22 protein-coding genes and 1 riboswitch are annotated in these 21,767 nt (G+C 46.8%); of the genes, 3 read left to right on the top strand and 19 right to left on the bottom strand.

Features of this window, described 5'->3' with window-relative positions; genetic code table 11:
- Window positions 1-109: 109 nt before the first annotated feature.
- The gene (locus ACQ5DJ_RS08405; protein WP_429842043.1) at window positions 110-616 is read right to left on the bottom strand and encodes a hypothetical protein; all 507 of its coding nucleotides are present in this window, start codon (window positions 614-616) and stop codon (window positions 110-112) included.
- Between the two features lie 134 nt (window positions 617-750).
- Between ACQ5DJ_RS08405 and ACQ5DJ_RS08410 the strand changes: the two genes are divergently transcribed.
- From ACQ5DJ_RS08410 to ACQ5DJ_RS08420, 3 genes are all read left to right on the top strand, one after another.
- A complete protein-coding gene (locus ACQ5DJ_RS08410) occupies window positions 751-975 on the top strand; it encodes a hypothetical protein (RefSeq protein WP_007722024.1) in 225 nt (74 codons plus the stop codon).
- 99 nt (window positions 976-1,074) lie between these two features.
- Window positions 1,075-1,500 carry a metallothiol transferase FosB gene (gene fosB, locus ACQ5DJ_RS08415; protein ID WP_429842044.1) on the top strand — a complete coding sequence of 142 codons (426 nt, stop codon included), beginning with the start codon at window positions 1,075-1,077 and terminating at the stop codon, window positions 1,498-1,500.
- A gap of 154 nt (window positions 1,501-1,654) precedes the next feature.
- Window positions 1,655-3,376 (top strand): protoglobin domain-containing protein, encoded by a 1,722-nt coding sequence (locus tag ACQ5DJ_RS08420; RefSeq protein WP_429842045.1) that lies wholly within the window; start codon window positions 1,655-1,657, stop codon window positions 3,374-3,376.
- A gap of 11 nt (window positions 3,377-3,387) precedes the next feature.
- Here the strand turns inward: ACQ5DJ_RS08420 and ACQ5DJ_RS08425 are convergent, their stop codons facing one another.
- From ACQ5DJ_RS08425 to ACQ5DJ_RS08510, 18 genes are all read right to left on the bottom strand, one after another.
- A complete protein-coding gene (locus ACQ5DJ_RS08425) occupies window positions 3,388-4,485 on the bottom strand; it encodes a hypothetical protein (protein WP_429842046.1) in 1,098 nt (365 codons plus the stop codon).
- A 291-nt stretch (window positions 4,486-4,776) separates the two neighbouring features.
- Window positions 4,777-5,013: a hypothetical protein gene (locus ACQ5DJ_RS08430; protein ID WP_429842047.1), complete on the bottom strand. Its 237-nt coding sequence runs from the start codon at window positions 5,011-5,013 to the stop codon at window positions 4,777-4,779.
- Between the two features lie 48 nt (window positions 5,014-5,061).
- Window positions 5,062-6,372, bottom strand: coding sequence for a nucleobase:cation symporter-2 family protein (locus tag ACQ5DJ_RS08435; RefSeq protein WP_017252027.1), 1,311 nt, complete (start codon window positions 6,370-6,372; stop codon window positions 5,062-5,064).
- A 32-nt stretch (window positions 6,373-6,404) separates the two neighbouring features.
- Complete coding sequence (locus tag ACQ5DJ_RS08440) at window positions 6,405-6,995, bottom strand: xanthine phosphoribosyltransferase (protein ID WP_429842048.1); 591 nt, start codon at window positions 6,993-6,995, stop codon at window positions 6,405-6,407.
- Between the two features lie 233 nt (window positions 6,996-7,228).
- Window positions 7,229-7,330, bottom strand: a riboswitch (purine riboswitch).
- A 135-nt stretch (window positions 7,331-7,465) separates the two neighbouring features.
- Window positions 7,466-8,551: a ribosome small subunit-dependent GTPase A gene (rsgA, locus tag ACQ5DJ_RS08445; RefSeq protein ID WP_429842049.1), complete on the bottom strand. Its 1,086-nt coding sequence runs from the start codon at window positions 8,549-8,551 to the stop codon at window positions 7,466-7,468.
- A gap of 242 nt (window positions 8,552-8,793) precedes the next feature.
- On the bottom strand, window positions 8,794-9,057 hold the full coding sequence (locus ACQ5DJ_RS08450; protein ID WP_429842050.1) for a hypothetical protein: 264 nt from the start codon (window positions 9,055-9,057) through the stop codon (window positions 8,794-8,796).
- A gap of 97 nt (window positions 9,058-9,154) precedes the next feature.
- Window positions 9,155-9,379, bottom strand: a complete 225-nt coding sequence (locus ACQ5DJ_RS08455; RefSeq protein WP_261376067.1) for a WYL domain-containing protein — start codon at window positions 9,377-9,379, stop codon at window positions 9,155-9,157.
- 142 nt (window positions 9,380-9,521) lie between these two features.
- Entirely contained in the window at window positions 9,522-10,763 is a 1,242-nt protein-coding gene (locus ACQ5DJ_RS08460; protein ID WP_429842051.1) for an MFS transporter, read from the bottom strand.
- Window positions 10,764-11,039: 276 nt separating this feature from the next.
- On the bottom strand, window positions 11,040-11,663 hold the full coding sequence (locus ACQ5DJ_RS08465; RefSeq protein WP_429842052.1) for a YcnI family protein: 624 nt from the start codon (window positions 11,661-11,663) through the stop codon (window positions 11,040-11,042).
- A gap of 15 nt (window positions 11,664-11,678) precedes the next feature.
- Window positions 11,679-12,965, bottom strand: a complete 1,287-nt coding sequence (locus ACQ5DJ_RS08470; RefSeq protein ID WP_429842053.1) for a copper resistance protein CopC — start codon at window positions 12,963-12,965, stop codon at window positions 11,679-11,681.
- Window positions 12,966-13,116: 151 nt separating this feature from the next.
- Entirely contained in the window at window positions 13,117-13,950 is an 834-nt protein-coding gene (locus tag ACQ5DJ_RS08475) for an alpha/beta fold hydrolase (RefSeq protein WP_429842054.1), read from the bottom strand.
- A gap of 65 nt (window positions 13,951-14,015) precedes the next feature.
- A complete protein-coding gene (locus ACQ5DJ_RS08480; RefSeq protein WP_429842055.1) occupies window positions 14,016-15,119 on the bottom strand; it encodes a Ger(x)C family spore germination protein in 1,104 nt (367 codons plus the stop codon).
- Window positions 15,116-16,219, bottom strand: a complete 1,104-nt coding sequence (locus tag ACQ5DJ_RS08485; RefSeq protein WP_429842056.1) for a GerAB/ArcD/ProY family transporter — start codon at window positions 16,217-16,219, stop codon at window positions 15,116-15,118. The genes ACQ5DJ_RS08480 and ACQ5DJ_RS08485 overlap by 4 nt, the downstream gene beginning before the upstream one ends.
- A gap of 18 nt (window positions 16,220-16,237) precedes the next feature.
- Window positions 16,238-17,713, bottom strand: coding sequence for a spore germination protein (locus ACQ5DJ_RS08490; RefSeq protein WP_429842057.1), 1,476 nt, complete (start codon window positions 17,711-17,713; stop codon window positions 16,238-16,240).
- Between the two features lie 150 nt (window positions 17,714-17,863).
- Complete coding sequence (locus ACQ5DJ_RS08495; protein WP_429842058.1) at window positions 17,864-18,919, bottom strand: ABC transporter substrate-binding protein; 1,056 nt, start codon at window positions 18,917-18,919, stop codon at window positions 17,864-17,866.
- A 61-nt stretch (window positions 18,920-18,980) separates the two neighbouring features.
- Window positions 18,981-19,778 carry an ABC transporter permease gene (locus ACQ5DJ_RS08500; RefSeq protein WP_429842059.1) on the bottom strand — a complete coding sequence of 266 codons (798 nt, stop codon included), beginning with the start codon at window positions 19,776-19,778 and terminating at the stop codon, window positions 18,981-18,983.
- On the bottom strand, window positions 19,775-20,578 hold the full coding sequence (locus ACQ5DJ_RS08505) for an ABC transporter permease (protein ID WP_429842201.1): 804 nt from the start codon (window positions 20,576-20,578) through the stop codon (window positions 19,775-19,777). Before ACQ5DJ_RS08505 ends, ACQ5DJ_RS08500 begins: the two co-directional genes overlap by 4 nt.
- A gap of 44 nt (window positions 20,579-20,622) precedes the next feature.
- Window positions 20,623-21,609, bottom strand: a complete 987-nt coding sequence (locus ACQ5DJ_RS08510; protein ID WP_429842060.1) for an ABC transporter ATP-binding protein — start codon at window positions 21,607-21,609, stop codon at window positions 20,623-20,625.
- Window positions 21,610-21,767 lie beyond the last annotated feature (158 nt).

A 21,767-nucleotide genomic window follows, 5' to 3' on the forward strand; every position in this document is an offset into this window, starting at 1 on the left:
AGCAGTATCGGAACTCTCACGTTCGACAATTTCCGATAAGTATTGCAACACTTACATACTATACAGGCAAATTGAACCAATATCAATACCGGATTTTTTTGGAAGATAGTCATTTTTTCCTAATTTTTAACTTCCCTCTCCAAGGTGTACAGATTTTTCCACATGGTATTTGGCGTTTCAGGAAATCCTGCGGAAGGTTAAACGGATAGTCCAGCGGATGACGCCCTACAACGATCCAGCGCCCATTCGGAAGCTTTTTCAACTGGTACACACGGAAAAATCGATCACTTGGATCGAAGGCAAACCAGACCACAAGCGTCGCACATCTGCTGCCCGAAGACAGGACTTGTGATTTTACAATCGGTGGCGCCCCGATCGTATCCCCTACAGGGATCGCGAGTCGTCCGTTTATTCGTCGCAAATCAAGATTGCCGATCACGCGATTTGCCAGACAAGGGGTCATGAATTTTTGCAGAAAACGGCGAATTTTTAACTTGGAATTAAAGCGCTTTGGCAAAATGATTCCGCGATCCCCCACCCGCTTATGCGCTGAAAAGATGATCGTGAAGAAAGCTTGCTCTGCCAATCGAATGACTTGCACCCATTGCTTTTTCATCTGACGTCCCTCCCCCTGTCAGACTATGCATCGCGGAAGGAAAACGGTTGGACGCGTATCCATATACATAAACCGTTGCGTGCGGGGCAAATTAATACGGTGTTCCCATCATCGAAACCCGCAGGAGGTATATCATGCCTAGCCAAATTAACACCGACTCGCTTAAAAAAGCAGAGGTAGCCACCACACTGGCAAAAAATATGATTACGCAAGCGATCGAGCAATCTGCAGCCAATCCACAGCTCGCCGAAGAAGCCTTGAAGCAAGCTTCTCAGGAAATTGCCCAAGCTCAAACGATGGTGTCCCAAGTCCAATCCACGCTGCAAACCCAAGCGCAAGCTCAACAAAGTCAATCCTAAACAAATGGCAGGCAGACCCGGGATAGACTGGTGGTTTGCCTGTTTTCCCCATACAATAGCAATAGTTGCAAGATTATTGCTAAAAAGGTGGGGGACGTATTGCCGCAACTTCAAGGATTGAATCATTTGCTTTTCTCTGTCTCAGATCTGGAGAAATCTTTTTGTTTTTACCGGGATGTACTGCATGCCAAACCACTTGTACGAGGTCGCAAGCTGGCTTACTTTGACCTGAATGGCTACTGGTTGGCGCTAAATGAGGAATCAGACATCCCACGCAATGAAATTGCCCACTCTTATACACACATGGCCTTCACGATCACAGAAGAGTCATTTGATGAGTGGTACGCTCATTTAGAAAAGCACGGCGTTACCATTTTGCATGGACGTGATCGTTCAGAGCGGGATAAGCGCTCCATTTATTTCACCGACCCTGATGGGCATAAGTTCGAATTACATACAGGCACTCTCCAGGACCGCCTCGCTTATTACCGGGACGAAAAGCATCACATGACCTTTTTTGAATAATGGATGACGTTGCCCATTTCTTAATATACTTTTCACAAAATCACAATAGTTCCAAAGATTCAACTCCATTCGTGAATGCTATAATCTAAAAAGCACTTATGGCCTATTCTTTATATGAATAGGCCCGTTTTCCGTAAAAATATGGAGGGATTTTATGTTTGGTAAGCGTGGCGCTCAAACCGTTACCGCCTCAATTCAAAAAAGCGATGTCCAAATGCCCGATCAGCTACAGGGAAAAGTTCATTTTTTGCAAATGAATCAGACAGACCTTGATCGGTTGAAACAAATTGAACCACTCCTAACCCAACACCTAGAGGCCATTACAGAGCGTCATTACCACATGCTTCACCAATACTCCCATCTGATGCAAATCATCGAAACGAATACGACGGTTGATCGATTGGCCGTATCCTTTCGTCACTATTTGCAATCGCTTCCACATGCCAAGCTAGACGACGCCTATATAGCCGGGCGCAAGAAAATCGGAGAGGTCCACAGCAAAATTGGACTTGCGCCAGAATGGTATACAGGCTCTTACTTACGGGTGTATGAATATTTGATTCCAGCAATCGTTAACACTTATTCGAAACGTCCCCAAGAACTATCTTCCGTCCTGTTGGCACTCATGAAGATCATCACGCTTGATTCGCAAATTGTCCTCCAATCGTATCAGGAGGATAATGATTACAAAGTCATTGACCGCCTGGGCGAAGTTCTGGAGTTAGTGATTCAAATCGATAAATTCAAGCATGTGCTGGACACGCTTGAGGATACAACTGAGGAAGCTGGCAATGTGGGTTCTGCTGCCGAGCAACTAAGCGAATCTGTACAAAAAGTGGCTCAATCAGCCGTCTCTGTCGCAGAGAGTGCCTCCACTACAATCGAGCAAGCGACGATAGGCAAAGATATTATCCAAGAGTCATTGACCAGCTTTCTTTCCATGGCAGATGAATTCCAAGAGATGCAAACAAAAATTTCGCAGCTAATGACATCCATTACAGAAGTTTCCCAGGTCGTCCAAGTCATACGCAATATTGCCGATCAAACCAATCTTCTTGCATTGAATGCGTCGATTGAGGCAGCACGAGCCAACGAACATGGACGCGGCTTTGCTATCGTGGCAGATGAAGTGCGAAAGCTCGCCGAACAGACCAAGCAATCCGTTCAAAGCATAACAGCCACAATCAACAATGTTCAGAATGAAGCTGTTCAGGTAAAAGAAACGGCCACTCTCATGAGCGACCATTTTAACGATAAAGTGATTCAGACACGTGATGCGATCGGCATATTAGGAGATATTGTGCAAAATATTGAGACTGTCGGACATTCCACCGGACACATCGCAGCATTGGCACAAGAGCAGTCTGCTGCCACAGATGATATTTCGATGCGCATATCGCAAGTCCAGGCGAATATGGAGCAGGTCTCTTCGCACGTCTCGAATGCAGGTAAAAACGTCTATGATGTTGGCGCTGGCATTAGCAGCCTGCACAAACTGAGCATCGCACAAACGAGCCACTTAAAGACCAAGCATTACTTGCGCATCGTCAAAACCGACCATCTCTTATGGAAATGGTGGCTGTACAACTTCATGCTTGGGTATCACCACATTGATGAAAAAGAACTCGTCGACCATCATCAATGCCGCTTGGGGATTTGGTATGACGAGGCCCTGAACAATCCATCCGTGAACACCTTGCCCTCTTTCAAGCAATTAGAAGCGCCTCATCGCCAGTTCCACGAAACGGTTCGGCGGATTTACACCCTCGTCAAGCAAGGAAAACAAGAGGAAGCAGAAGCTACGTTTGATACACTAGAAGATATCTCACACCGCATTCTTCACCTACTGGATCAGTTAGCCAAAGAAGTTTCCTAATGCTATTATCTTTACGTCTTTTTCTTGCCCGGCTGCCTTTTAGAGGCAGCTTTTTTTGTTTGGACACGGTTTAACTCAGTGGCAGACAGTGGTCTCGTACGAGCGTTGTTTCTCCTGACTCCTTTGGCTTTGGCAACTGACTTGCTAGTTCTCCCTGCTGATCTCGCTACCCCGACGCCAAACGCTTGCAATGCCCAGACAACCGGATACGAAATCGAGAGTCTGCCATTGGCTGAACCAGCAAAATTCACGGCTGCGGCGTAATTGCCCGCAGTCAGCCAAACAGAGCCAGAATCTCCAGGCAAGGAGATGGGAACCGTACTCCTGATGACCGTCTGATTCTGAAAACGAATGGTCCCCAGCCCTCCGTAGCTCCCGTAACTAACATCAACATCGGTGTGGATCGATTCAACCGTTCCCCATGCCAGCCCGGATGAACGGCCCACTTTTTTCAATCTACGCCCGATGCCATACGAACGAATAACACCTGGTACTCTGCCTACTGTTGCATAACGAGGGGCAAGGAGTCGATTAGAAGTAGGGATACTAATCGCTGCATCCATTCGATTCACTGCATTTCTCCGAAGATGAACATAGCGGTACAAGCGTCCGACTCGATCTCTTCCCGAACGACCTCCGTCTGCTCCACCAGGCTGGATGGTCTCGGTATAGCCACTCGTATTGTTTCGATTCAGGACGTGATTGTTGCTCAACACAAACCGTTGGCCTCCTCGCGCAACGATTAACCCAGCCGTTCCGGACGCTCCTGGGTAGCCGATGCTGTAGCCAGCGATCACAGGTCTGATTCTGCTGCGATAATTCGTTGCAGAGGGACGTACAGCGGGATGACAATGGCACCGTCCAGAGGTGACAGTTCGAACAGGAACGGATACATGGGCTGTCGCCACCTGTCTTTTGACAAGGACGCAGCTCGGGCATACCTTCTTCACGGCGGCACTTGTATTGACGGTATACATCACAACGCAGGCGCCGCCTTTTTTATTTTTACCGTTTGCATAGCCAATCCCGATGCCAATTACGCCCGGCATTCGCTTCCACCTTTTGACTAAGTGCTTCTTGGCCAGGAGCGCTTCCTGAAAGGTTGCCATGGCATCCCTTCCTTTCTGGAGGTAGTTTGTTTTACATGGTCATCGTATGTAAAACTTGGCCAGCACTGTTGGACGCTTGTCATTGCAGGGAAGCCTTTTTTAAAATCGTTGCTCGAGCTGTCGTGGTGGGAGGAAACAGGAGAAAACACTTAGCTTCAAGGGCCACTCGCTGAGAGATTCACTGCCCGACTCCATGAAAAAAAGCGAAACCCGCGTCCAAAGTGGTCCATCCTGTTTCCCCTACGAACTTTCCGTGTTAATCGATTTTTAAAAACCTTAGAAAGAATGTCATCAGTAACGCCAGAGAAGAATATTTCCAGACGTAGCGACTTGTGGAGTCCTACCGAGCGGAGAAGGGATTCGCGGGCAAAAGAAACGCAACCGTGCCCGGTCTACGAAGCGGCTACCACTTTTGCGTTTCCCCGCGAATCCCTTCGGAGCGGGCAGTTCACACTTCCCAGCAGGACGGAGCCTGGAGCCTAGACTGGAAATATTCTTCTCTCCACCGCAGCCACATTTCCAACGCAAAAACCGCCACCTCCTATTAACCAGGAAGTAGCGGTTCATTTTTTGATATTAAGACGCTTCCGAAACAGTTACATTTGCCGGAGCAGTCTGAGATGCTTTTTTATTCGTATGAACGAGTAGAATGTTCAAGATGACTGCGGTCAAAGAACCTGTCACGATACCATTTTGCAGCATCATTTTTGCCAAAGTAGGCAGTTGATCAAACATCGCCGGAACTGCAGCAGAGCCTAGTCCAACCGCGATACTGCAAGCAGCGATCAGCAGATTTTCGTTTTTGTTCAGGTCAACCTGCGAGAGAATATTGATACCAGATGCAACAACCATCCCGAACATAGCGATCATCGCTCCACCCAATACCGCGTTAGGAATAACCGTTGTCAAAGCAGCCAGCTTCGGCAGTAGTCCGAGAACAACCAGGATTCCACCGGCACCAATCATCACATCGCGTGATTTAATACCAGTCAAGGAAACCAGACCGACGTTTTGCGAAAAAGCCGTGTAAGGGAATGCGTTGAAAATGCCGCCCAGTACAATTGCAACCCCTTCCCCGCGCAAGCCCTTGACTACATCTTGATCTGTTACTTTTGTATCGGTCACTTTACCGAGTGCAAAGTAAACGCCTGTGGACTCAGCCATGCTGATGATGTTGACGAGAATCATGGTAACAATGGCGACAATACTGAACTGTGGTGTACCGAAGTAAAACGGTTCAACCACGCTAAACCAAGAGGCTTCCGCTACACTCGCGAAGCTGACCATCCCCATCATGTAAGCTACAGCCGTACCGACAATCAACCCGAGCAATACGGAAATCGCACGAATAAATCCGGTAAAGAAACGATTAATAAGCAAAATGATAACCAACGTTCCTAAAGCCAAAAGCAAATTGTGCGGTTGTCCAAAGTCCGGCATGCCTTGTCCGCCAGCCGCATTGTTCATCGCAACGGGAATGAGCGACAGTCCAATGATCGTTACGACTGAACCTTGTACCACGGTTGGGAAAAAGCGTAGTAGCTTGCCAAACAGTGGAGCTGCCAAGACGACGAATATACCCGATATGATGATGGCACCGTAAGCAGTCGCTAGATTACTCGTAGAAGCAATCGCGATAATCGGTCCTACTGCTGTAAAAGTACAGCCTAGCACAACGGGAAGGCGAATCCCTGTATAACGCGTGCCTAGGACTTGCAAGAGCGTCGCAATTCCACATGTGAAAAGGTCGGCAGCTATCAAATAAGCGATTTGCGTAGGAGTCAGATTCAAAGCACCGCCGATAATCAACGGCACGACGACGGCTCCTGCATACATGGCAAGAATGTGCTGTAAGCCTAAAGTAACAATCTTATGTTTGGCTAGCATGAGTGAACCCTTACCTCCTATTGATTTATTGATTATACGCGTGCAGGCTCTTCTTCAATAAAGTGAATGCCTTCTGGTGACATTGATTCAATACGTGCCAAGGATTCGATTCGTACGCCAGCTTGCTCCAAGAGACCGCGGCCTTCCTGGAAGCTCTTTTCAATAACAGCGCCAACCCCGACAAGATGAGCACCGGCATCTTTGATAATATTCGTAAGCCCCACAAGAGCAGCTCCGGTAGCCAAGAAGTCATCGACAATCAATACGCGGTCTTCTTTGGACAAATACTGACGGGAAACACTAATTTGATACGTTTCCTGGCGGGTAAAGGAATGAACTGGAGCAGAGTATACTTCCTCTGTCAACGTGACAGCTTTTTTCTTTTTCGCGTAGATAAAGGGAACACCCAACGCAAAGGAAGTCGCCATAGCAAAATGAATTCCACTCGCCTCAATCGTCACGACTTTTGTGATTTTTTCACCAGCGAACAGCTCGGCAAAGCGCTGTCCGATCTTCATCGTCAATTCTGGATCTACCTGGTGGTTCAAAAACGCATCCACCTTCAAAACGGATGCCGACAGTACCTTGCCGTCCTGTACGATGCGCTCTTGTAATTCTTTCATCAATTCTTCCTCCTCGGGTATGGTTCCGGCCACTTTTTATACCTGTGGCCTACTGAAATATAGAAAGCCCAGAGCGGACAGTGTCACAAGCGGGCTACGTAACAAACCAACGCCAAGTGAAACTGTCCCTCTGGGCTTTTGTCCCTTAGGTGTGACACAACAATCGTGCCTGCGTCGCTCGGACCAGCTTTCTTTCAACCCTATTTTTAGAATAGGAAAGAAAGAAACGGAACCCTAGACGCACTTTCACTCGTAGTCAGGTGATTTACGGTCACCTGGTAGAAACGGTTGGGCCTTATTCCCAAAATTATACGAGCTACCATCTATTTATTTCGAAGTGTAATAACGAGTATTGACCAAATCTATCATAACTCTCGCGTTGTGAGCAAGCGTTAATTTTTGAAAACAAAAGGAAGCGCTTACTTGTCCATATAAAGGAAAGAGCCCTGATTTCTCAAGGGCTCTCGTGTTTATCGCTTCGGTTTTTTCTCCCGCATTTGAACGTTGATCTTTTTCCATTTATCCCTTTCAGCAGCTGCAAGCCTTGCGTCTTCTTTGCGCGCTAGATGTGCCAATTCGCGTTGAAGCTTCAGGTAGCTGTCAAAGCGTGCCTTTTCCAATGATCCAGCTTGGATGGCAGCTTGAACAGCACAGCCAGGCTCGCGCATATGCTTACAATCATTGAAACGGCATGTTTCCGCAATGGACTCGATATCGTCAAAAGCACCGCGGAAGCCTTCATCTGCCTCCCAGAGCTGCAGCTCCCTCATGCCCGGTGTATCGATCATCAGAGCACCACTCGGCAACCGGAACAGTTCGCGATGTGTCGTCGTATGGCGACCACGGTCATCACCTTCACGCACGCCACTGACTTTTTGCATCTCTGCTCCGCTCAATTTATTGATCAACGTGGATTTGCCAACACCAGAGGAACCCATCAAGGCAATCGTCTGGCCCTCGCCCAGATACGGTGCAAGCTGATCCAGTCCTTCTCCCTGCTCAGCACTGACTACATGAACAGGTACTCCGATCGCAACTGATTCTATCTCTGCCATACATGCATCCAGATCGTCACACAAATCTGCCTTGGAAAGCACAATCACCGGATTGGCTCCACTTTCCCACGCAAGAATGAGATAGCGCTCTATCCTGCGCAGATTTAAATCATTATTTAAGGAATTCACGAGGAAAACGGTATCGACGTTCGCCGCCACAATCTGCTCTTCCACAGTATCCCCAGCTACCTTGCGGGAAAACTTGCTCTTACGTGGTAGAACTCCGTGGATTGAGGCTTTCTTTTCCTCTGGGCGGGCACTGATCACTACCCAGTCCCCGACAGCCGGAAAATCTTCTCGTCCGATGGCTTCATAACGAAGCTTACCCGTTACTTCGCCCAAGAGTTCGCCATGCTCATTCCACAGACGATAAATACGTTTATGTTCGAGTGTGATACGTCCCACACTGTAGCCTTGCTCGGCATAAGGGGCAAAATGATTAGCAAAATACTCATTCCAGCCCATGGATTGCAATACTTGTTGATTGGTTAGTTGATTCACTGCGGATTCCCCCTGCAATTGGTTAAATATACGGCTATCAGCCAGAACCAGTCACAGTCGAATCCTCATTTGGTGAACGGTATTACTGTTCGCTTGAAAGGAGGATTCCTGTGACCCCGACTACGACACTCTGAACAAATTTGATGGCTACCATAAAACATCTCTCCTTTGCAAACCTACCATTCAGGTTTGGAATCATATTTCCCAATTATTGTACCATAATGAAACAAAATGCAACAGCGTCAATCTCCCCCGCCGCCGCCTCCACTATCTCCGCCACCACTGTCTCCACCACTACCGCTATCGCTTCCGCTGTCATAGCTATCCCAACGATCGTTGGAGTCGTGATTTCGATGATGGTGATTGTGACTGCTGTCGACATAGAAGGCTCCGCCCCCACTGTCTGAAGAGGAATGAGTGCGCCCACTTCCGCCTTTTGCGGCTTTGGACGCCAAGACAAATACTACGACCAAAAACATGATGACGATGACAATGAAGAACTCCATTGTTGTCCCCGCCCTTCCTCTTTTTTGAAGTTGTTTACCTATTTAGTATAACATAGTATGGCTGGAATAGGCTGGGGGCGTGGAGGATGATTCCTTTTCATCCGGCAAAATGTCCAGACACAGGTGCGATCGCCAAAATGTTATCCAACACAAATACACGATACGCCTTCCTCCTATAACAGTATGCTTTCAAGCTCCCTTTGCTCTCATCGATATGCACCATACGGATCGTACGCCTGCTAGCCTCTCCATCCTTCTTCAAATAGATGATCTCCACTGCTTGCTGCCGGGCTGCGTACCTTCTCAACTCCAGAATCATCATGCTGTCACCACCAAAAATGTGTCTTCTTGTTGTTGAGATCATCATACCAAAAGAGAACACACGTTCGCAAGTTTGTTTGCATTTCCTCAACAAAAAAGGCATGCGCCCTAAAAATGGGCACATACCTTATACTTGTTACAACTCAGCGCCTTCTAAGCGCACGTCCGAACACAATCAGAATCGGTGCCAACAAGATGGCCGCCGCAACCAGCGAAGCGCGAATCGAAAACCGGGTCCCGATCCATCCGACTGCCGGACCACCTGCCGTTTGTCCTAAGGCATTGGACTGGCCCATCATCGACAAAACCGTCGCTCTCACACTGCTCTCAATGTTCAGATTCAGCCACGTATCATACAGCGGACTGCTTAATGACTGAATCACACCGATCAACAGCAATGCTACTAACGCCCAGCTAAAGCTAGGGGAAAAGGCAAAAGCAATCATCGCTGCAATTTTGAGACCCGTCAACGTGAACATGCCCACAAGGACAACCCGCTCATTGTTCACATCCAGCCTTTTTTCCACAACGCTTACGACGATGAGGCCAAGTAAGCTTGCGAGTGCGGCAATAATCCCGAACCATATTGGCATTGAAATAGCAGCGAGCTCTGGAAAGCCAATTTCTGCGATCAAATGCGCTTCCCACAAACGGTCATACCCTTCAGAAGCTGCACCCGTAAATAGCGTCACGAACAAGATCAACACCAGAATCGGCTGGCTGCGAATCACTTTGGCACCCGAAGTCCACGTCTGAATCATTTCCTTCACGTGGGAAGCACCTTGCTCACGCTCACGAGGAATAAAACCGGTCTCCTTCATGAACAGAATCAGAAAGACACCAAGCCCCAGATACATGAGACCGCCTATGATGTAAGGCAAATTGGGAGCGAGTGTTGCCAATGCCACACTAAGTGCAATCCCGAGCAGATTCCCAAACAAGGAGTAACGCTTGGCCTTCATGAAAATCGTACCGATCTTCTCTTCTCCAACCTCATCCACAATCCATGCAGTATCCGCTCCACTGATAAACGTATACCCGAGACCACTGACGACTTGCGAAAATAAGACCAAGCCGAAGACAGAAATAAACGGTACCCAAGCATCAAGCGTGGGAACAATCCCCTGCATTGCAAATCCGATTCCCAGCAAAAACATCCCGATAATGACGGAGCGACGGCGGCTGTACGTATCCGCAACTACTCCTGTTATCCCTTCAAACACCAACACGGATAACTCCAATACCGTCCCGATCAAAAGCAATTCAAACGGGTTAAAACCCAGTGTCACAATGTAGTAAAGCGCATAGGTCGTGAACATGGTCGTATTGGCCAGGGAAATCAAAAAACTTTTGATCGTATATACTTTTGTGGCATTCATAGACATGGAAGCAGTATCCACCTTTTTTAGGCAGATGACACGTTCCGTTTTCACATACTGATTGTTACTCTAGAATCCTCTACTGTGCAAAATGCGTACGCGTCATGCTGCCGTTCATATTTTTCCTTCCTGTGTACTTGCTTGCTCTGAATAGTGTTTTTAACATGTGATATACACCTCCGAAAGTAATTATTGCTATTATAGAATTTTTCCAATTCCCACACAATGAAAAAAAGCTGTGCAGCATGATTGGACACACTGCACAGCTTGATTATGAAGCACTTACGCTTTTTTTCTAAACAGGCCAACAATGGAGATCAGCAGCGCCAAACCAGAAAGTACCAATGGTAAGGTATTGTTGCTGCCTGTACCAGCAGCTTCTCCGGCAGGAGCGGTTGCTGGCTTTTGTTCTTGTCCATGCTCATGCCCTGCTTCGCCTACACCAGCCTTAATGGTAGTAACAGACGCTGGCGTTTTGGAATCCTTGTCCCCTGTCCATTCCACAACCTCGCCATTTGCATAGGTCTGATAAGCCTTCCAAGCTAATTGGCCCTCTTCTTTCGGGTTTGCCCCGACAAACGTGAACTCTTGGAACTCATGCGCCTTGATTCCGCCTTCTGTTGCTGTCCACACAAGCGCTGTGTTCACACCGTCTTTATCTTTTTCGAATTCATAGCTCCAGCCCGGAATCGGTTGCACAGTATTTACCTTCACACCTGCCGGGAATTCCAGCTTCACTTTTGTCGTATTGACGTCTTTTTCAACCGGGACACGCACTGAGTATTTTTCATAGGAGCCTGTAGTAGTCTCTTTCGGATATACGTTCACATGTGCTTGTGCTGCTGTCGCCAACGTCAAAACTGCACCTGCTACCAGTATACTGCTCATCCATTTTGTCATTTTCATCGTATGAAACCCTCCCTAGTTATTATCATTTTGAATCACGGCCTGATTATTTGTCGTCGCCGTCGGGTAGTTGATCTGGCTCATCCAAAGTCCAGCCAGAACGGCGATAATCCCGAATACAATCTCCCAACGCAAGTAAGCCGGCTCCAAGGAATTTTTCGTCCGCCAACGTCTTGTTTGCCTAAAGGCTAGAAGAAGCATGAGACAGACACTTACTATTTTTCCGTATAACAGATAGCTCCATGCCGTTGTACTCTGGAAAATATTCATGACATCCGTCTGCACGATGAGCATGACAACACCCGTCACGACAGCAAGCACTGCCGCTACAGCAACTGTCTGCAAAAAGAACCTCTTGAACGACTCCTGTCCTCTTTCCGCCACTTTGACTGTAAGGAGCAAATAGACAAGTGCCCCCATCCACACGGCGACCGTCAATACATGCAACAGTCTCAGCAAAATGGACAGCCAGACAGGAGCAATCCCCCATGCATGACCACCAAAAGCTTGTGCGCTGATCACGAGAATCCAGATTCCCACATACCAGCCGGACACCATATTAGGGATCGCCATCAATAGCAGTAATGCAAAGGACACCAGTAGCATGATCGCAAACGGAGACTGACTGAGCAAGTTCCCGTCCATCTGCCACAGTGCTTGCGTAAGTGATACAGCGGTTAACGCTTCGTCATACAAGAACCACAAAAATATAAGTCCGATGATCGCCAAACTCCAGCCTATTTGTCTGCCAATCCCGATGAGCTGGGCAAGCGAAGGCAAGCCATGACGCTGTGCTGCCCACGCTACCAGATACAAGCCGCCACCTACGAGAATAATCCCTTGCGCTAAATAGCGGTACATGATCAAGTAGCTTGAATCTGCTTTTTGCTCACTCGGCGGAACCACGAACGCACTTTTTTGTCCGATGGAAAACGTGAGCTTCTCTTCGATCGGATGCCCGTCCTCGGAAACGACAGACACGATAACCGAATACGTCCCCCAAGCCAAATCGCTCGGCAGATTCACATTCAACTGCGCGGCATCACCCGGCTGCAATGTCGGCCGCTCCACGTTTATTTCCTTGCCATTCCAGTCAAATAAACGCACGTTAACAAGATCGGGCTCCAATGTTTCGGTAAACAACGCAGATATTTTCCCTGGATTCTCCTTCAGTACCTCACCATCTTGTGGGGAGCTGCCCATTAAGCCAGCATGGGCGTAAGCAGTTGTCATACCCGTTGTCAGTACAAATAAAAAGGCGAGCAAAAACACAACTGCATAATGTCTGATGTTATCTGTCACCCTATCACCTACTTCCTTATTTCGTCTTAATCCTATCAAAATAGTACGAGAATCTATATGGCTCCATCGGGCTATCTGATGTGGCAAAGTGTTGAAAACAAAAAAAGGCATGAGCGGAAAATCTCTCCGATCCATGCCTTTTCAAACGGTATTAGGAGGATTTTACAATGCTTTGTGCGAGAAATTCCAGGACGAGTTTGTTAAATACCTCTGGTTGATCCATCGGTGGGATATGGGCTGAGTCAGGCAGGATGACTTTTTGTGCGCCTGTAATCCGTTCAGTCAATACATCGGCGATCTGTAAAAAATCGGGATAATCCCGCGCTCCTGCAATAACAAGTGTCGGGGCTTCGATGTTTTCCAAACGCTCTATTGGTGAGGGGGATAACGTTTCCAATCCAGCGCCAAACTCCGGCAGCGAAAAGGCATGTCTGTTGATTTCTTTAAAGCGGTTACGGGCTTCCACAGCTTGCTCATTTACCGGCTGACCAGGACCGTCAAACCACATTTGCGTCGTCATTTCCATCGCTTCCTCTGTCGTGCCACGCTGACATACTTGATTGAATCGTTCCACATCGTGCAACCTTTGTTCACTTCTTGGGTGACCAAACAAGCCTGAGGCGACTAGAATCAAACTACTCACCATTTGTGGATAAGCAAGGGCGAACTCCAGCGCGACCATTCCCCCAAACGAAAGCCCAGCCACATGTGCTTTCTCGATACCAAGCCCTAGCAGAACCGCTTTCACGTCGTCGTACAAGGTAAAAGGAACGTCAGTCGCCAGTGTTTTACCGAACCCGCGGATATCAAAGCGAACAACCTTATACCTCTGTGCAAAAGCTTGCAGCTGGGCATCCCATAGCCTCGTATCCAAATTGAAGCCGTGGATCAATAAGAGCGGTTCGCCTTCCCCTGCTACTTCATAGTAAATACGTGCACCATTCGCTTCGAGAAAGCCAGTTCGTACAGCCTGCCTGTTTTCCATTTTTTCTCACCTCTCCCTCACTATCTCACCTCGGATTGTTGCTTGTCTATTTATTTTTGTTTCGATTACCCAATGACGCCTGTACGTAAAATCTTGATCTCGATATCCACATCATATTTCGCCCTTTTCACGATTTCCCGACATTCATCTCTACTCAATTTCTTTTTCCCGCTCGTTTGACTGGCTATATTGTAGAATTCCCCAAATCCTACCGGGTCTACATCGTGTTTTCTTAACTTTTCTAGTAGATGTTCCGTCTCTTTTTTCACCGCCAGTTCGATTGCTTTTTGTACCTTTTTCAACTGCTCAGGCTTTGATAAATCAATTTTTTCAGCCATTTCCTGAATCTGCGCTGTCATCTTGACTTTCACAGAAAATCTTGGTTTCTCTAAATCCACTACTTTAATTTGCTTTTTGCTTGAGATATGTTCAATGACCGTAAAAAGACGCTTTTTATCGAGGGAAATATTGATTTCCAACTCTCCCTTATTGTAACGCTCTCGTAAGATCTTGAGGAAAAATCCTTCCCTTGTTGTAATCTCTGCCACGAGTCGTTGATCTCGAAACAGACCAATTTGATTAATATGCAATTCATTCTTTACTCTTTCGATATAAGGCATCACAGGATCTTTTCCGATTGCATAATAATCTTTCATGAACTCATGCAGTTTCGAGGAGATCATATTCTCTCCATCGACGTTCTGTCGTATGGCTTGATACAGGTAAATTCCAATGTTGCTGTTCTCGGGATAGCGATGTGTCAAAATATCATAAGCGCGTCCTTTGGCTACAGTTAAATAGACATTGCTTCCAATGGAGGCATCACGCGTTAAGTTTTCCACCAGAGAAAGGATCCCTTTACGCGCTAGCTCATCATGATAGACCACGACGCGAATTTGACCGCCTACAATTTTTTTGGAAGACTCCCTGTTCTGTGCAACGGTAAGTCCTTTGCTTGTATGCGCTGTGCCAGAAATCACAGTGACCAACTCACGTGCCTCCGGATCAATTTGATAAAATACCGTGGTACCTAACAGCTTTCCATCTTTACTAAGATCGTACCCCACTGCAACCGCCAGTCCCAACTTTTCTAATACATGTTGCTCCCCACAGCCGTTCAATAACACGACCACTAATAAATAGTGAACAAGCAAACGTAACCTTTTCATGTCCGGACCGCTCCCTTCCGAAACAGCCGAATCACTATATAAAGCACGATCGGATAAATAAAAATGATATAGAAGCCTACTCCACCGAAAATATCCGTGATGAGATTAATCGACTGGCGTGTTTCCAAAAAGTTGCTAGCAAAAAACATGACACCAACAATCCCGAAAAGTGCCATTCTTTCCTTGACCCCACTAATATGGTGAACCCCCCGCATGGCTATCCACAAGTCCATCAGCAAATTATCCAGCATGATGAGCATCCACAGTGAGATGGACACAAACTCAAAACGCTCCAAAAACGGAAACTCTACAATTTTCATCATCATGAACGTTGCCCAGATAAGATGCTGAAGCTGTTCCCCTTGAAAGTACAAGAGAGTAACCAACATGACGAAAACATACAAGCAAGTAGTCATAAACAACCCACCATGTACATACCGCGGTAGTATTTCCTTTTCCTTCACAAAAGGATAGATGAACAAAATAATCTCAAATCCGATAGTGGAAAAAGACATCTTCTTCGCAGCGTCCATCAACTGTCCAATGTCATGATGAAATACTGGCTGCAATAAATGAAAATCGGCATACTGCATGGGATAAGCCATGAGCAGCAGCTGCCAAAGCGTCAATCCAACAGAAAAAAAGCTAATTCCAGCCAACACTCGAATGCCACCCGTCACTCCATAAATGGTCAAGCAAAGCAAGGAGGCATTTAATATCCAAGAAGGCACTTCTGGAAACATCCATGACTGAATGATCTCGATGTACCCTCTCAAGATTGTTAAAGCAGAGCCCATGATATATACGATAAAGATGAAATTGAGAATGCGAGCCGGCCATTTTCCAAATACACTTTGATGAATGTCATACAAATCCATGTCTTTGAATTTCGCTAATATTTTTAGCATGAACCACGCTGCTATATGGGTCAAAATGCCGGCTATTATGACCGCAATCCAAGCGTCTTGTTGCACCCTATCATAAATAAACCGTTGTACGCCTGCTATGCCGATTCCAACCTGATTGCCATGAACCATAAATAGCGCAAGCGATACGCTTATAACCATATGGCTATTCCGCCGAAAAGTGGACAGTGACATTCACATTCAACACCTAACCTACTGAACTGGTCTTTTTTTCCCTGCTTCATCAGGCACACGGGTATCATCAGGAGAACGTGTCATAACCGGACGCTTGCCGAGAGAGTAAAAAGGAAACCGGATCAGACTGTTTTTAAAATCCTGCAAGCGAAAAGGAAAAAACGGGAGAAAAAACGGACGTCCCAGACTTGATTGACGTAGGATGTGTATCAATAGAAAAGACGCGCCAAGCATAATACCAAACCCTCCCCAAATTCCAGCTAACAGGATAATCGGAAAGCGGAGGATGCGTACTGCCGTACTCATCATGTAGGAAGGAAAAGTAAACGAAGCTAATGCACTGAGCGCCACAATCATGATCAAGATGTTACTGGTAAAACCCGCCGCAACGGCCGCCTGACCAATTACGATACCGCCGACGATCCCAATCGTTTGCCCAACTTTGAAAGGAAGTCTTGCTCCAGCCTCCCGCAAGAATTCAATAATCATCTCAAGCAACAAAGCTTCAAACAATGGGGGAAAAGGCACCTTGGAACGAGACTTTACTAGCGATATAAGGAGAGCAGATGGAATCATTTCATAGTGGAACGTAAGTGCAGCCACATAAGTAGCTGTAAAAAACAAAGAGACAAAAAGGGCCGAGAAACGTAACAATCGAATGAAGGAAGCCATTTGCCACCGAACATAGAGATCTTCATTGGCCTTGAAAAAGTCAACGAAGGAGCTGGGACCGACGATAGCAAACGGACTCCCCTCCACAAACACGACAATCTTTCCTTCTAACAGGGCTTCACTTACATGATCAGGTCGTTCTGTTAGGATTAGCTGCGGAAAAATAGACAACGTATTGTCATCAATCAGTTGAACCAATTTTCCACTGTCAATCACGCCGTCTATATCTAGATCGCTTATACGCTGAATGACGGTTTGAACATTTTCAGGAGTAGCCAGTTCCTCCATGTAACATATTTCCACATTCGTCATGCTACGTTTCCCAATCGTAATGGATACGTTGGTAAGCAAATCAGTCGACAGATATCCCTGTAGAACCCCTAAGTTGGTTTCCAAGGCTTCGGTAAAAGAAACCTGGGGACCGAAAATCTGGGTTTCGACCTGAGCCTCTCCCAAAGAACGACTCGGTATTCTTGCTACGTAGAGAAGAATCCCACACGCCATTCCTTCTATTTGAAGGTAAATCCATCCCCTCACGAGATAATCGCTGATTTGTCTGTAATCCGTGGTTTGGGTGACATGAGCAACAGGAACAGTTCCCAAAATCGTATCAGGAACGATCTTTTCGTCAGGTAACCTTTCGAAATAGGGAAGCAACACCTGCTGGAGAATTACCGTATCAACTAGATAGGGGAGGTAGGCTAGCAACAAGCTATTGGTTCCACAAGAAAGGTTACGAAGGACCAATCGCGGATTTCGCATGTGATCCCATAATCTTTCTCGCGTTTCGCTAATGGATTCAGAAATCATGTTGGTTGTCATCTTATGTGTACCCCAATATATGGTGTCCCCTTATTATTTTTCCAATGCCCTCTCTCTATTCCCCTTTCAAACCAAAGAGCAAGCTCCCAGACAAAATGAACACAAAAAAACCGAGACGGAAATACTCCATCTCGGTTCGTTCACCACTATTTATCTACCACTCTTCATTTCAGTCCAGTAGCGGTCGTATTGCTGCAAGGTTTCTCCTACATCCACCAGCCACTCTGCACGGCCAATGTCTGCTGTATCCAGGAAGACCATCTTATTGGAGCGATATTCTTCACTGTGCAGTGGGTATGCTTTTTCGTTCGGGTTGCTGTAGCCAATCGATTCGTAGTTTTTCACACTGACCTCTGGCTCCATCAGATAGTTGATGAACTTCTCAGCCATTTCCTTGTTCTTCGCGCCTTTTGGAATTGCCAGCGTGTCTGCCCAGATCGTTGCGCCCTCTTTTGGAATGACGTACTCAACATCTGGATTTTGTGCGTGAATGAAAGCCGCGTCACCGGACCAAACCGTTCCAATCCATGCTTCCTCAGCAATCATCTTTTGCTTGATGTTGTCTGTATCAAAGGCAACAACATTCGGTACTACCTTTTTCAAATCAGCAAAGGACTTTTCCAGTTCCTCTTTGTTCGTCGTGCTATTGGAGAAGCCATTCTTGATCAGTGCCATTCCCATAACCTCACGAGGGTCGTTCAGCATGATGACACGGCCCTTGTAAGCTTCATTCCACAGATCATTCCAGCTTGTCGGGGTTTCTTTTACATATTTCTTGTTGTAAGCGATCCCCGTAATTCCCCATGTATATACGAGTGAATACTTGTTTTCTTTGTCATAAGGAGGTGTCTTGAACGTAGACACGATATTGCCCATGTTCGGGATGTTGGCTTTGTTCAACTCTTCCAGGAGGCCCAGCTGAATCATAGTGCCTACCATGTAGTCGGAAGGTTGAATCAGGTCGTAGCCGGATGCACCTGCTTGAACTTTTGCCAGCATTTCTTCGTTACTGCCGTATACATCATAGTTAACCTTAACGTTGAATTTTTGCTCAAAATCTTTGATGACGTCTTGGTCGAAGTTGTCTGCCCAGCTATAAATATTCAATACTTGTTGCTCCTGCTCAGATGACGATGAGCAGCCTACAGCAGTCACCGCAAGTACGGCGGTCAAAGCGCCGATCATCAAGGACTTGAAACGTTTCATTTTTTCCTCTCAACCTCCAAATCAGTTATGGGATTGCTTTTATGAAAACTCCATGATGTATCTAAAAGATAGATTGATTATTTTTCGAGTCTTTACGGCGGAAAACCTCTGCCACCACAACCAACAGCACAGTACTCACGATCAAAAGTGTCGAGAGTGCATTCACTTCTGGCGATACGCCTCGTTTTACCAACCCATAAATATAGAGTGGCAATGTCGTCGAATTCGGACCAGCCACGAAGAACGAAATAATGAAATCGTCCAGCGACAGGGTAAACGCCATCAGGAAGCCTGCGATAATCCCTGGCATGATCAGAGGCAACGTCACATAGCGCAATGTCTCCCATGGAGTTGCTCCCAAATCTTGAGACGCTTCTTCCAGGTCTTTTCCCATATCAGCCAAACGTCCAGAAATAATGACCATCACATACGGCATGCTAAACGTAACATGCGCCAGGATCAAGGTCACTTTCCCCAGCTCCATCTGTACTTGGCTAAACAGCACGAGCATAGCCAAGCCCATCATGATCTCCGGGATGACGATTGGCAAGTACATCAGCCCGTTGAAGATGTTGCTCCAACGTAGCGAATAATGCTTAACCGCCAGAGCGGCAGCCGTACCCAAAACCGTTGCAATAACACTGCTGATAACCCCAATAATCAAACTGTTCATCAGCGCTTGCATGACCTGCCTATTTTCAAACAAAGAAACGTACCACTTCCACGTAAAACCAGTCCACGTAGCATTGATCCGTGAATCATTGAACGAATAAAGGACAAGGATCAAGATTGGCAGATACAAAAAGACGAGCATCAGCCACGAGTATCCAGATAGTGCGTTTCGACGTAATGTTTTCATGCCGACCCCTCCTTTGTCTCACTCGCTTTGGTAGCGCGGAAATAAAGAAGAATCAACAGCATGGACAATAGCATCAGCACGATGGACAAGGCAGAACCAAACGGCCAGTCACGCGCAGACAAAAATTGATTTTGAATGACGTTTCCGATCAGAGCCGATTTCGCTCCTCCCATGACATCCGGAACGACGAACATCCCGATGGAAGAAACAAATACAAGGATCGACCCAGTGACGACACCTGTCTTGGTCATCGGCAGAGTCACGTGCCAAAAAGCTTTCCAAGGTGTTGCGCCCAAATCATACGCTGCTTCCAGCTTACGACGATCCATCTGCTCCAGTGACACATAAATCGGCAATACCATGAATGGCATGAGTGTGTACACCATCCCGAGCAGGACAGAACCCGAATTGTACAGAAGCGGCAGAGGCTCCGAAATAATGCCCAGCGATTGCAGGAACGTATTGATTACGCCTTGCGAACGCAGGATGATTACCCACGCATAGGAACGGACCAAGAAGTTGATCCAAAACGGAATCATCACGAGCAAAAGCCATATTTGCTGAGTCGATTTTTCCAGTCGTGAAATGTAATACGCTAACGGATAGCCGCACAAGATCGAAAATACCGTTGTGAAAACCGCCACGACCAACGTATCCCAAAAAATCTGGCCATACAGCGGATCGAAAATACGGAGGTAATTGTTCAGCGTAAACTCATAGACAACTTGCCCGTACGTGCCTCTTTTGAGGAAAGACAGTATGGCGATCATAAGCATAGGCAGGACGAAAAGCGCACCCATCCACAAAAGGGCGGGAAGCGCGAGCAGTTTTACCGGCTTCTTGTTTAACAAGGAAGAATCACCTCGTCCGTCTGTGCCCAGCCAATGGCCACTTGATCTCCCACCTGCCAGTCCAGACCGTCACCTGCGTACTGATGTGCCATTACGGTCATATCCTGCCCTTCGAGGCGGATAAATACCTTCCGCAAATTGCCGAGGAACACCGCGTCAGCAATGGTGCCCAGCTTCTTGTGCTTGTCCTTTTCGGAGTCAATCGGGTACAACTTGATCTTTTCTGGACGTACGGCTGCATTCGTTCCGTTCTCCCGGAAAATGTTGTTTTCCCCAATAAAGGTAGCCACAAACAAGGTTTGCGGGGAGTTGTAAATCTCTGCTGGAGAAGCAATTTGTTCAATTCGTCCCTTGTTCATGACAGCGATTCGATCGGACATCGCCATCGCTTCTTCTTGGTCATGGGTGACGTAAATGAACGTGATCCCTAAGTTTTTCTGCAAGTTTTTCAGTTCGAGCTGCAAGCTTTTTCGCAATTGGTAGTCCAAAGCACCTAGAGGCTCGTCCAGAAGCAGAACACGTGGGTTGTTAATAATCGCCCGTGCGATTGCTACGCGTTGCTGTTGTCCGCCAGACAGCTGCTTTGGCATGCGCTTCCGCAATTCTGTCAATTGGACGTACTGAAGTACTTCCTCCAAACGCTTTTGTTGTTCAGCTGCGTTTACTTTTTTCATTTTCAAACCAAACAGGATGTTTTGCTCCACTGTCATGTGTGGAAACAAAGCATATTGCTGGAACACCATGTTCATATCCCGCTGATACGGCGGCACATGGCTGAGTGGTTTTTCGTCTAGGAAAATCTCCCCAGTCGTTGGCTGCTCAAAGCCAGCAATCATTCGTAGCAGTGTCGTTTTCCCACAGCCACTGGGGCCGAGTAACGTCAAAAACTCCCCTTCTTCAATGGAGAGAGAAAAAGAGGGGACGACGATAGTATCTGCAAATCTCTTTTCAATCGAATTCAGATGTATAATTTTTTTCATTCCGTCATCTCACCATATGTCATTATACTCACAATCTAGGTAACTATATCGTGTATGATACGATTTGTAAACAGTTTCACCAAGTCTGGAATGATTTTTTTGCGACCAGCAAGGATGAGCGATTCCTCCACAAAAACAAACAGAGCCAATGAATAAAC

The sequence above is a fragment of the Brevibacillus sp. FIR094 genome, from assembly GCF_050477165.1.
In the GTDB taxonomy this organism is placed as follows: Bacteria; Bacillota; Bacilli; order Brevibacillales; family Brevibacillaceae; genus Brevibacillus.

Coding starts and splice junctions, on each gene's coding strand:
- ACQ5DJ_RS08405 (WP_429842043.1), bottom strand. CDS start 616: ATGAAAAAGCAATGGGTGCAAGTCATTCGATTGGCAGAGCAAGCTTTC.
- ACQ5DJ_RS08410 (WP_007722024.1), top strand. CDS start 751: ATGCCTAGCCAAATTAACACCGACTCGCTTAAAAAAGCAGAGGTAGCC.
- ACQ5DJ_RS08420 (WP_429842045.1), top strand. CDS start 1,655: ATGTTTGGTAAGCGTGGCGCTCAAACCGTTACCGCCTCAATTCAAAAA.
- ACQ5DJ_RS08425 (WP_429842046.1), bottom strand. CDS start 4,485: ATGGCAACCTTTCAGGAAGCGCTCCTGGCCAAGAAGCACTTAGTCAAA.
- ACQ5DJ_RS08435 (WP_017252027.1), bottom strand. CDS start 6,372: ATGCTAGCCAAACATAAGATTGTTACTTTAGGCTTACAGCACATTCTT.
- ACQ5DJ_RS08440 (WP_429842048.1), bottom strand. CDS start 6,995: ATGAAAGAATTACAAGAGCGCATCGTACAGGACGGCAAGGTACTGTCG.
- ACQ5DJ_RS08450 (WP_429842050.1), bottom strand. CDS start 9,057: ATGGAGTTCTTCATTGTCATCGTCATCATGTTTTTGGTCGTAGTATTT.
- ACQ5DJ_RS08455 (WP_261376067.1), bottom strand. CDS start 9,379: ATGATGATTCTGGAGTTGAGAAGGTACGCAGCCCGGCAGCAAGCAGTG.
- ACQ5DJ_RS08460 (WP_429842051.1), bottom strand. CDS start 10,763: ATGTCTATGAATGCCACAAAAGTATATACGATCAAAAGTTTTTTGATT.
- ACQ5DJ_RS08465 (WP_429842052.1), bottom strand. CDS start 11,663: ATGAAAATGACAAAATGGATGAGCAGTATACTGGTAGCAGGTGCAGTT.
- ACQ5DJ_RS08475 (WP_429842054.1), bottom strand. CDS start 13,950: ATGGAAAACAGGCAGGCTGTACGAACTGGCTTTCTCGAAGCGAATGGT.
- ACQ5DJ_RS08480 (WP_429842055.1), bottom strand. CDS start 15,119: ATGAAAAGGTTACGTTTGCTTGTTCACTATTTATTAGTGGTCGTGTTA.
- ACQ5DJ_RS08485 (WP_429842056.1), bottom strand. CDS start 16,219: ATGTCACTGTCCACTTTTCGGCGGAATAGCCATATGGTTATAAGCGTA.
- ACQ5DJ_RS08490 (WP_429842057.1), bottom strand. CDS start 17,713: ATGACAACCAACATGATTTCTGAATCCATTAGCGAAACGCGAGAAAGA.
- ACQ5DJ_RS08495 (WP_429842058.1), bottom strand. CDS start 18,919: ATGAAACGTTTCAAGTCCTTGATGATCGGCGCTTTGACCGCCGTACTT.
- ACQ5DJ_RS08500 (WP_429842059.1), bottom strand. CDS start 19,778: ATGAAAACATTACGTCGAAACGCACTATCTGGATACTCGTGGCTGATG.
- ACQ5DJ_RS08505 (WP_429842201.1), bottom strand. CDS start 20,578: ATGGGTGCGCTTTTCGTCCTGCCTATGCTTATGATCGCCATACTGTCT.
- ACQ5DJ_RS08510 (WP_429842060.1), bottom strand. CDS start 21,609: ATGAAAAAAATTATACATCTGAATTCGATTGAAAAGAGATTTGCAGAT.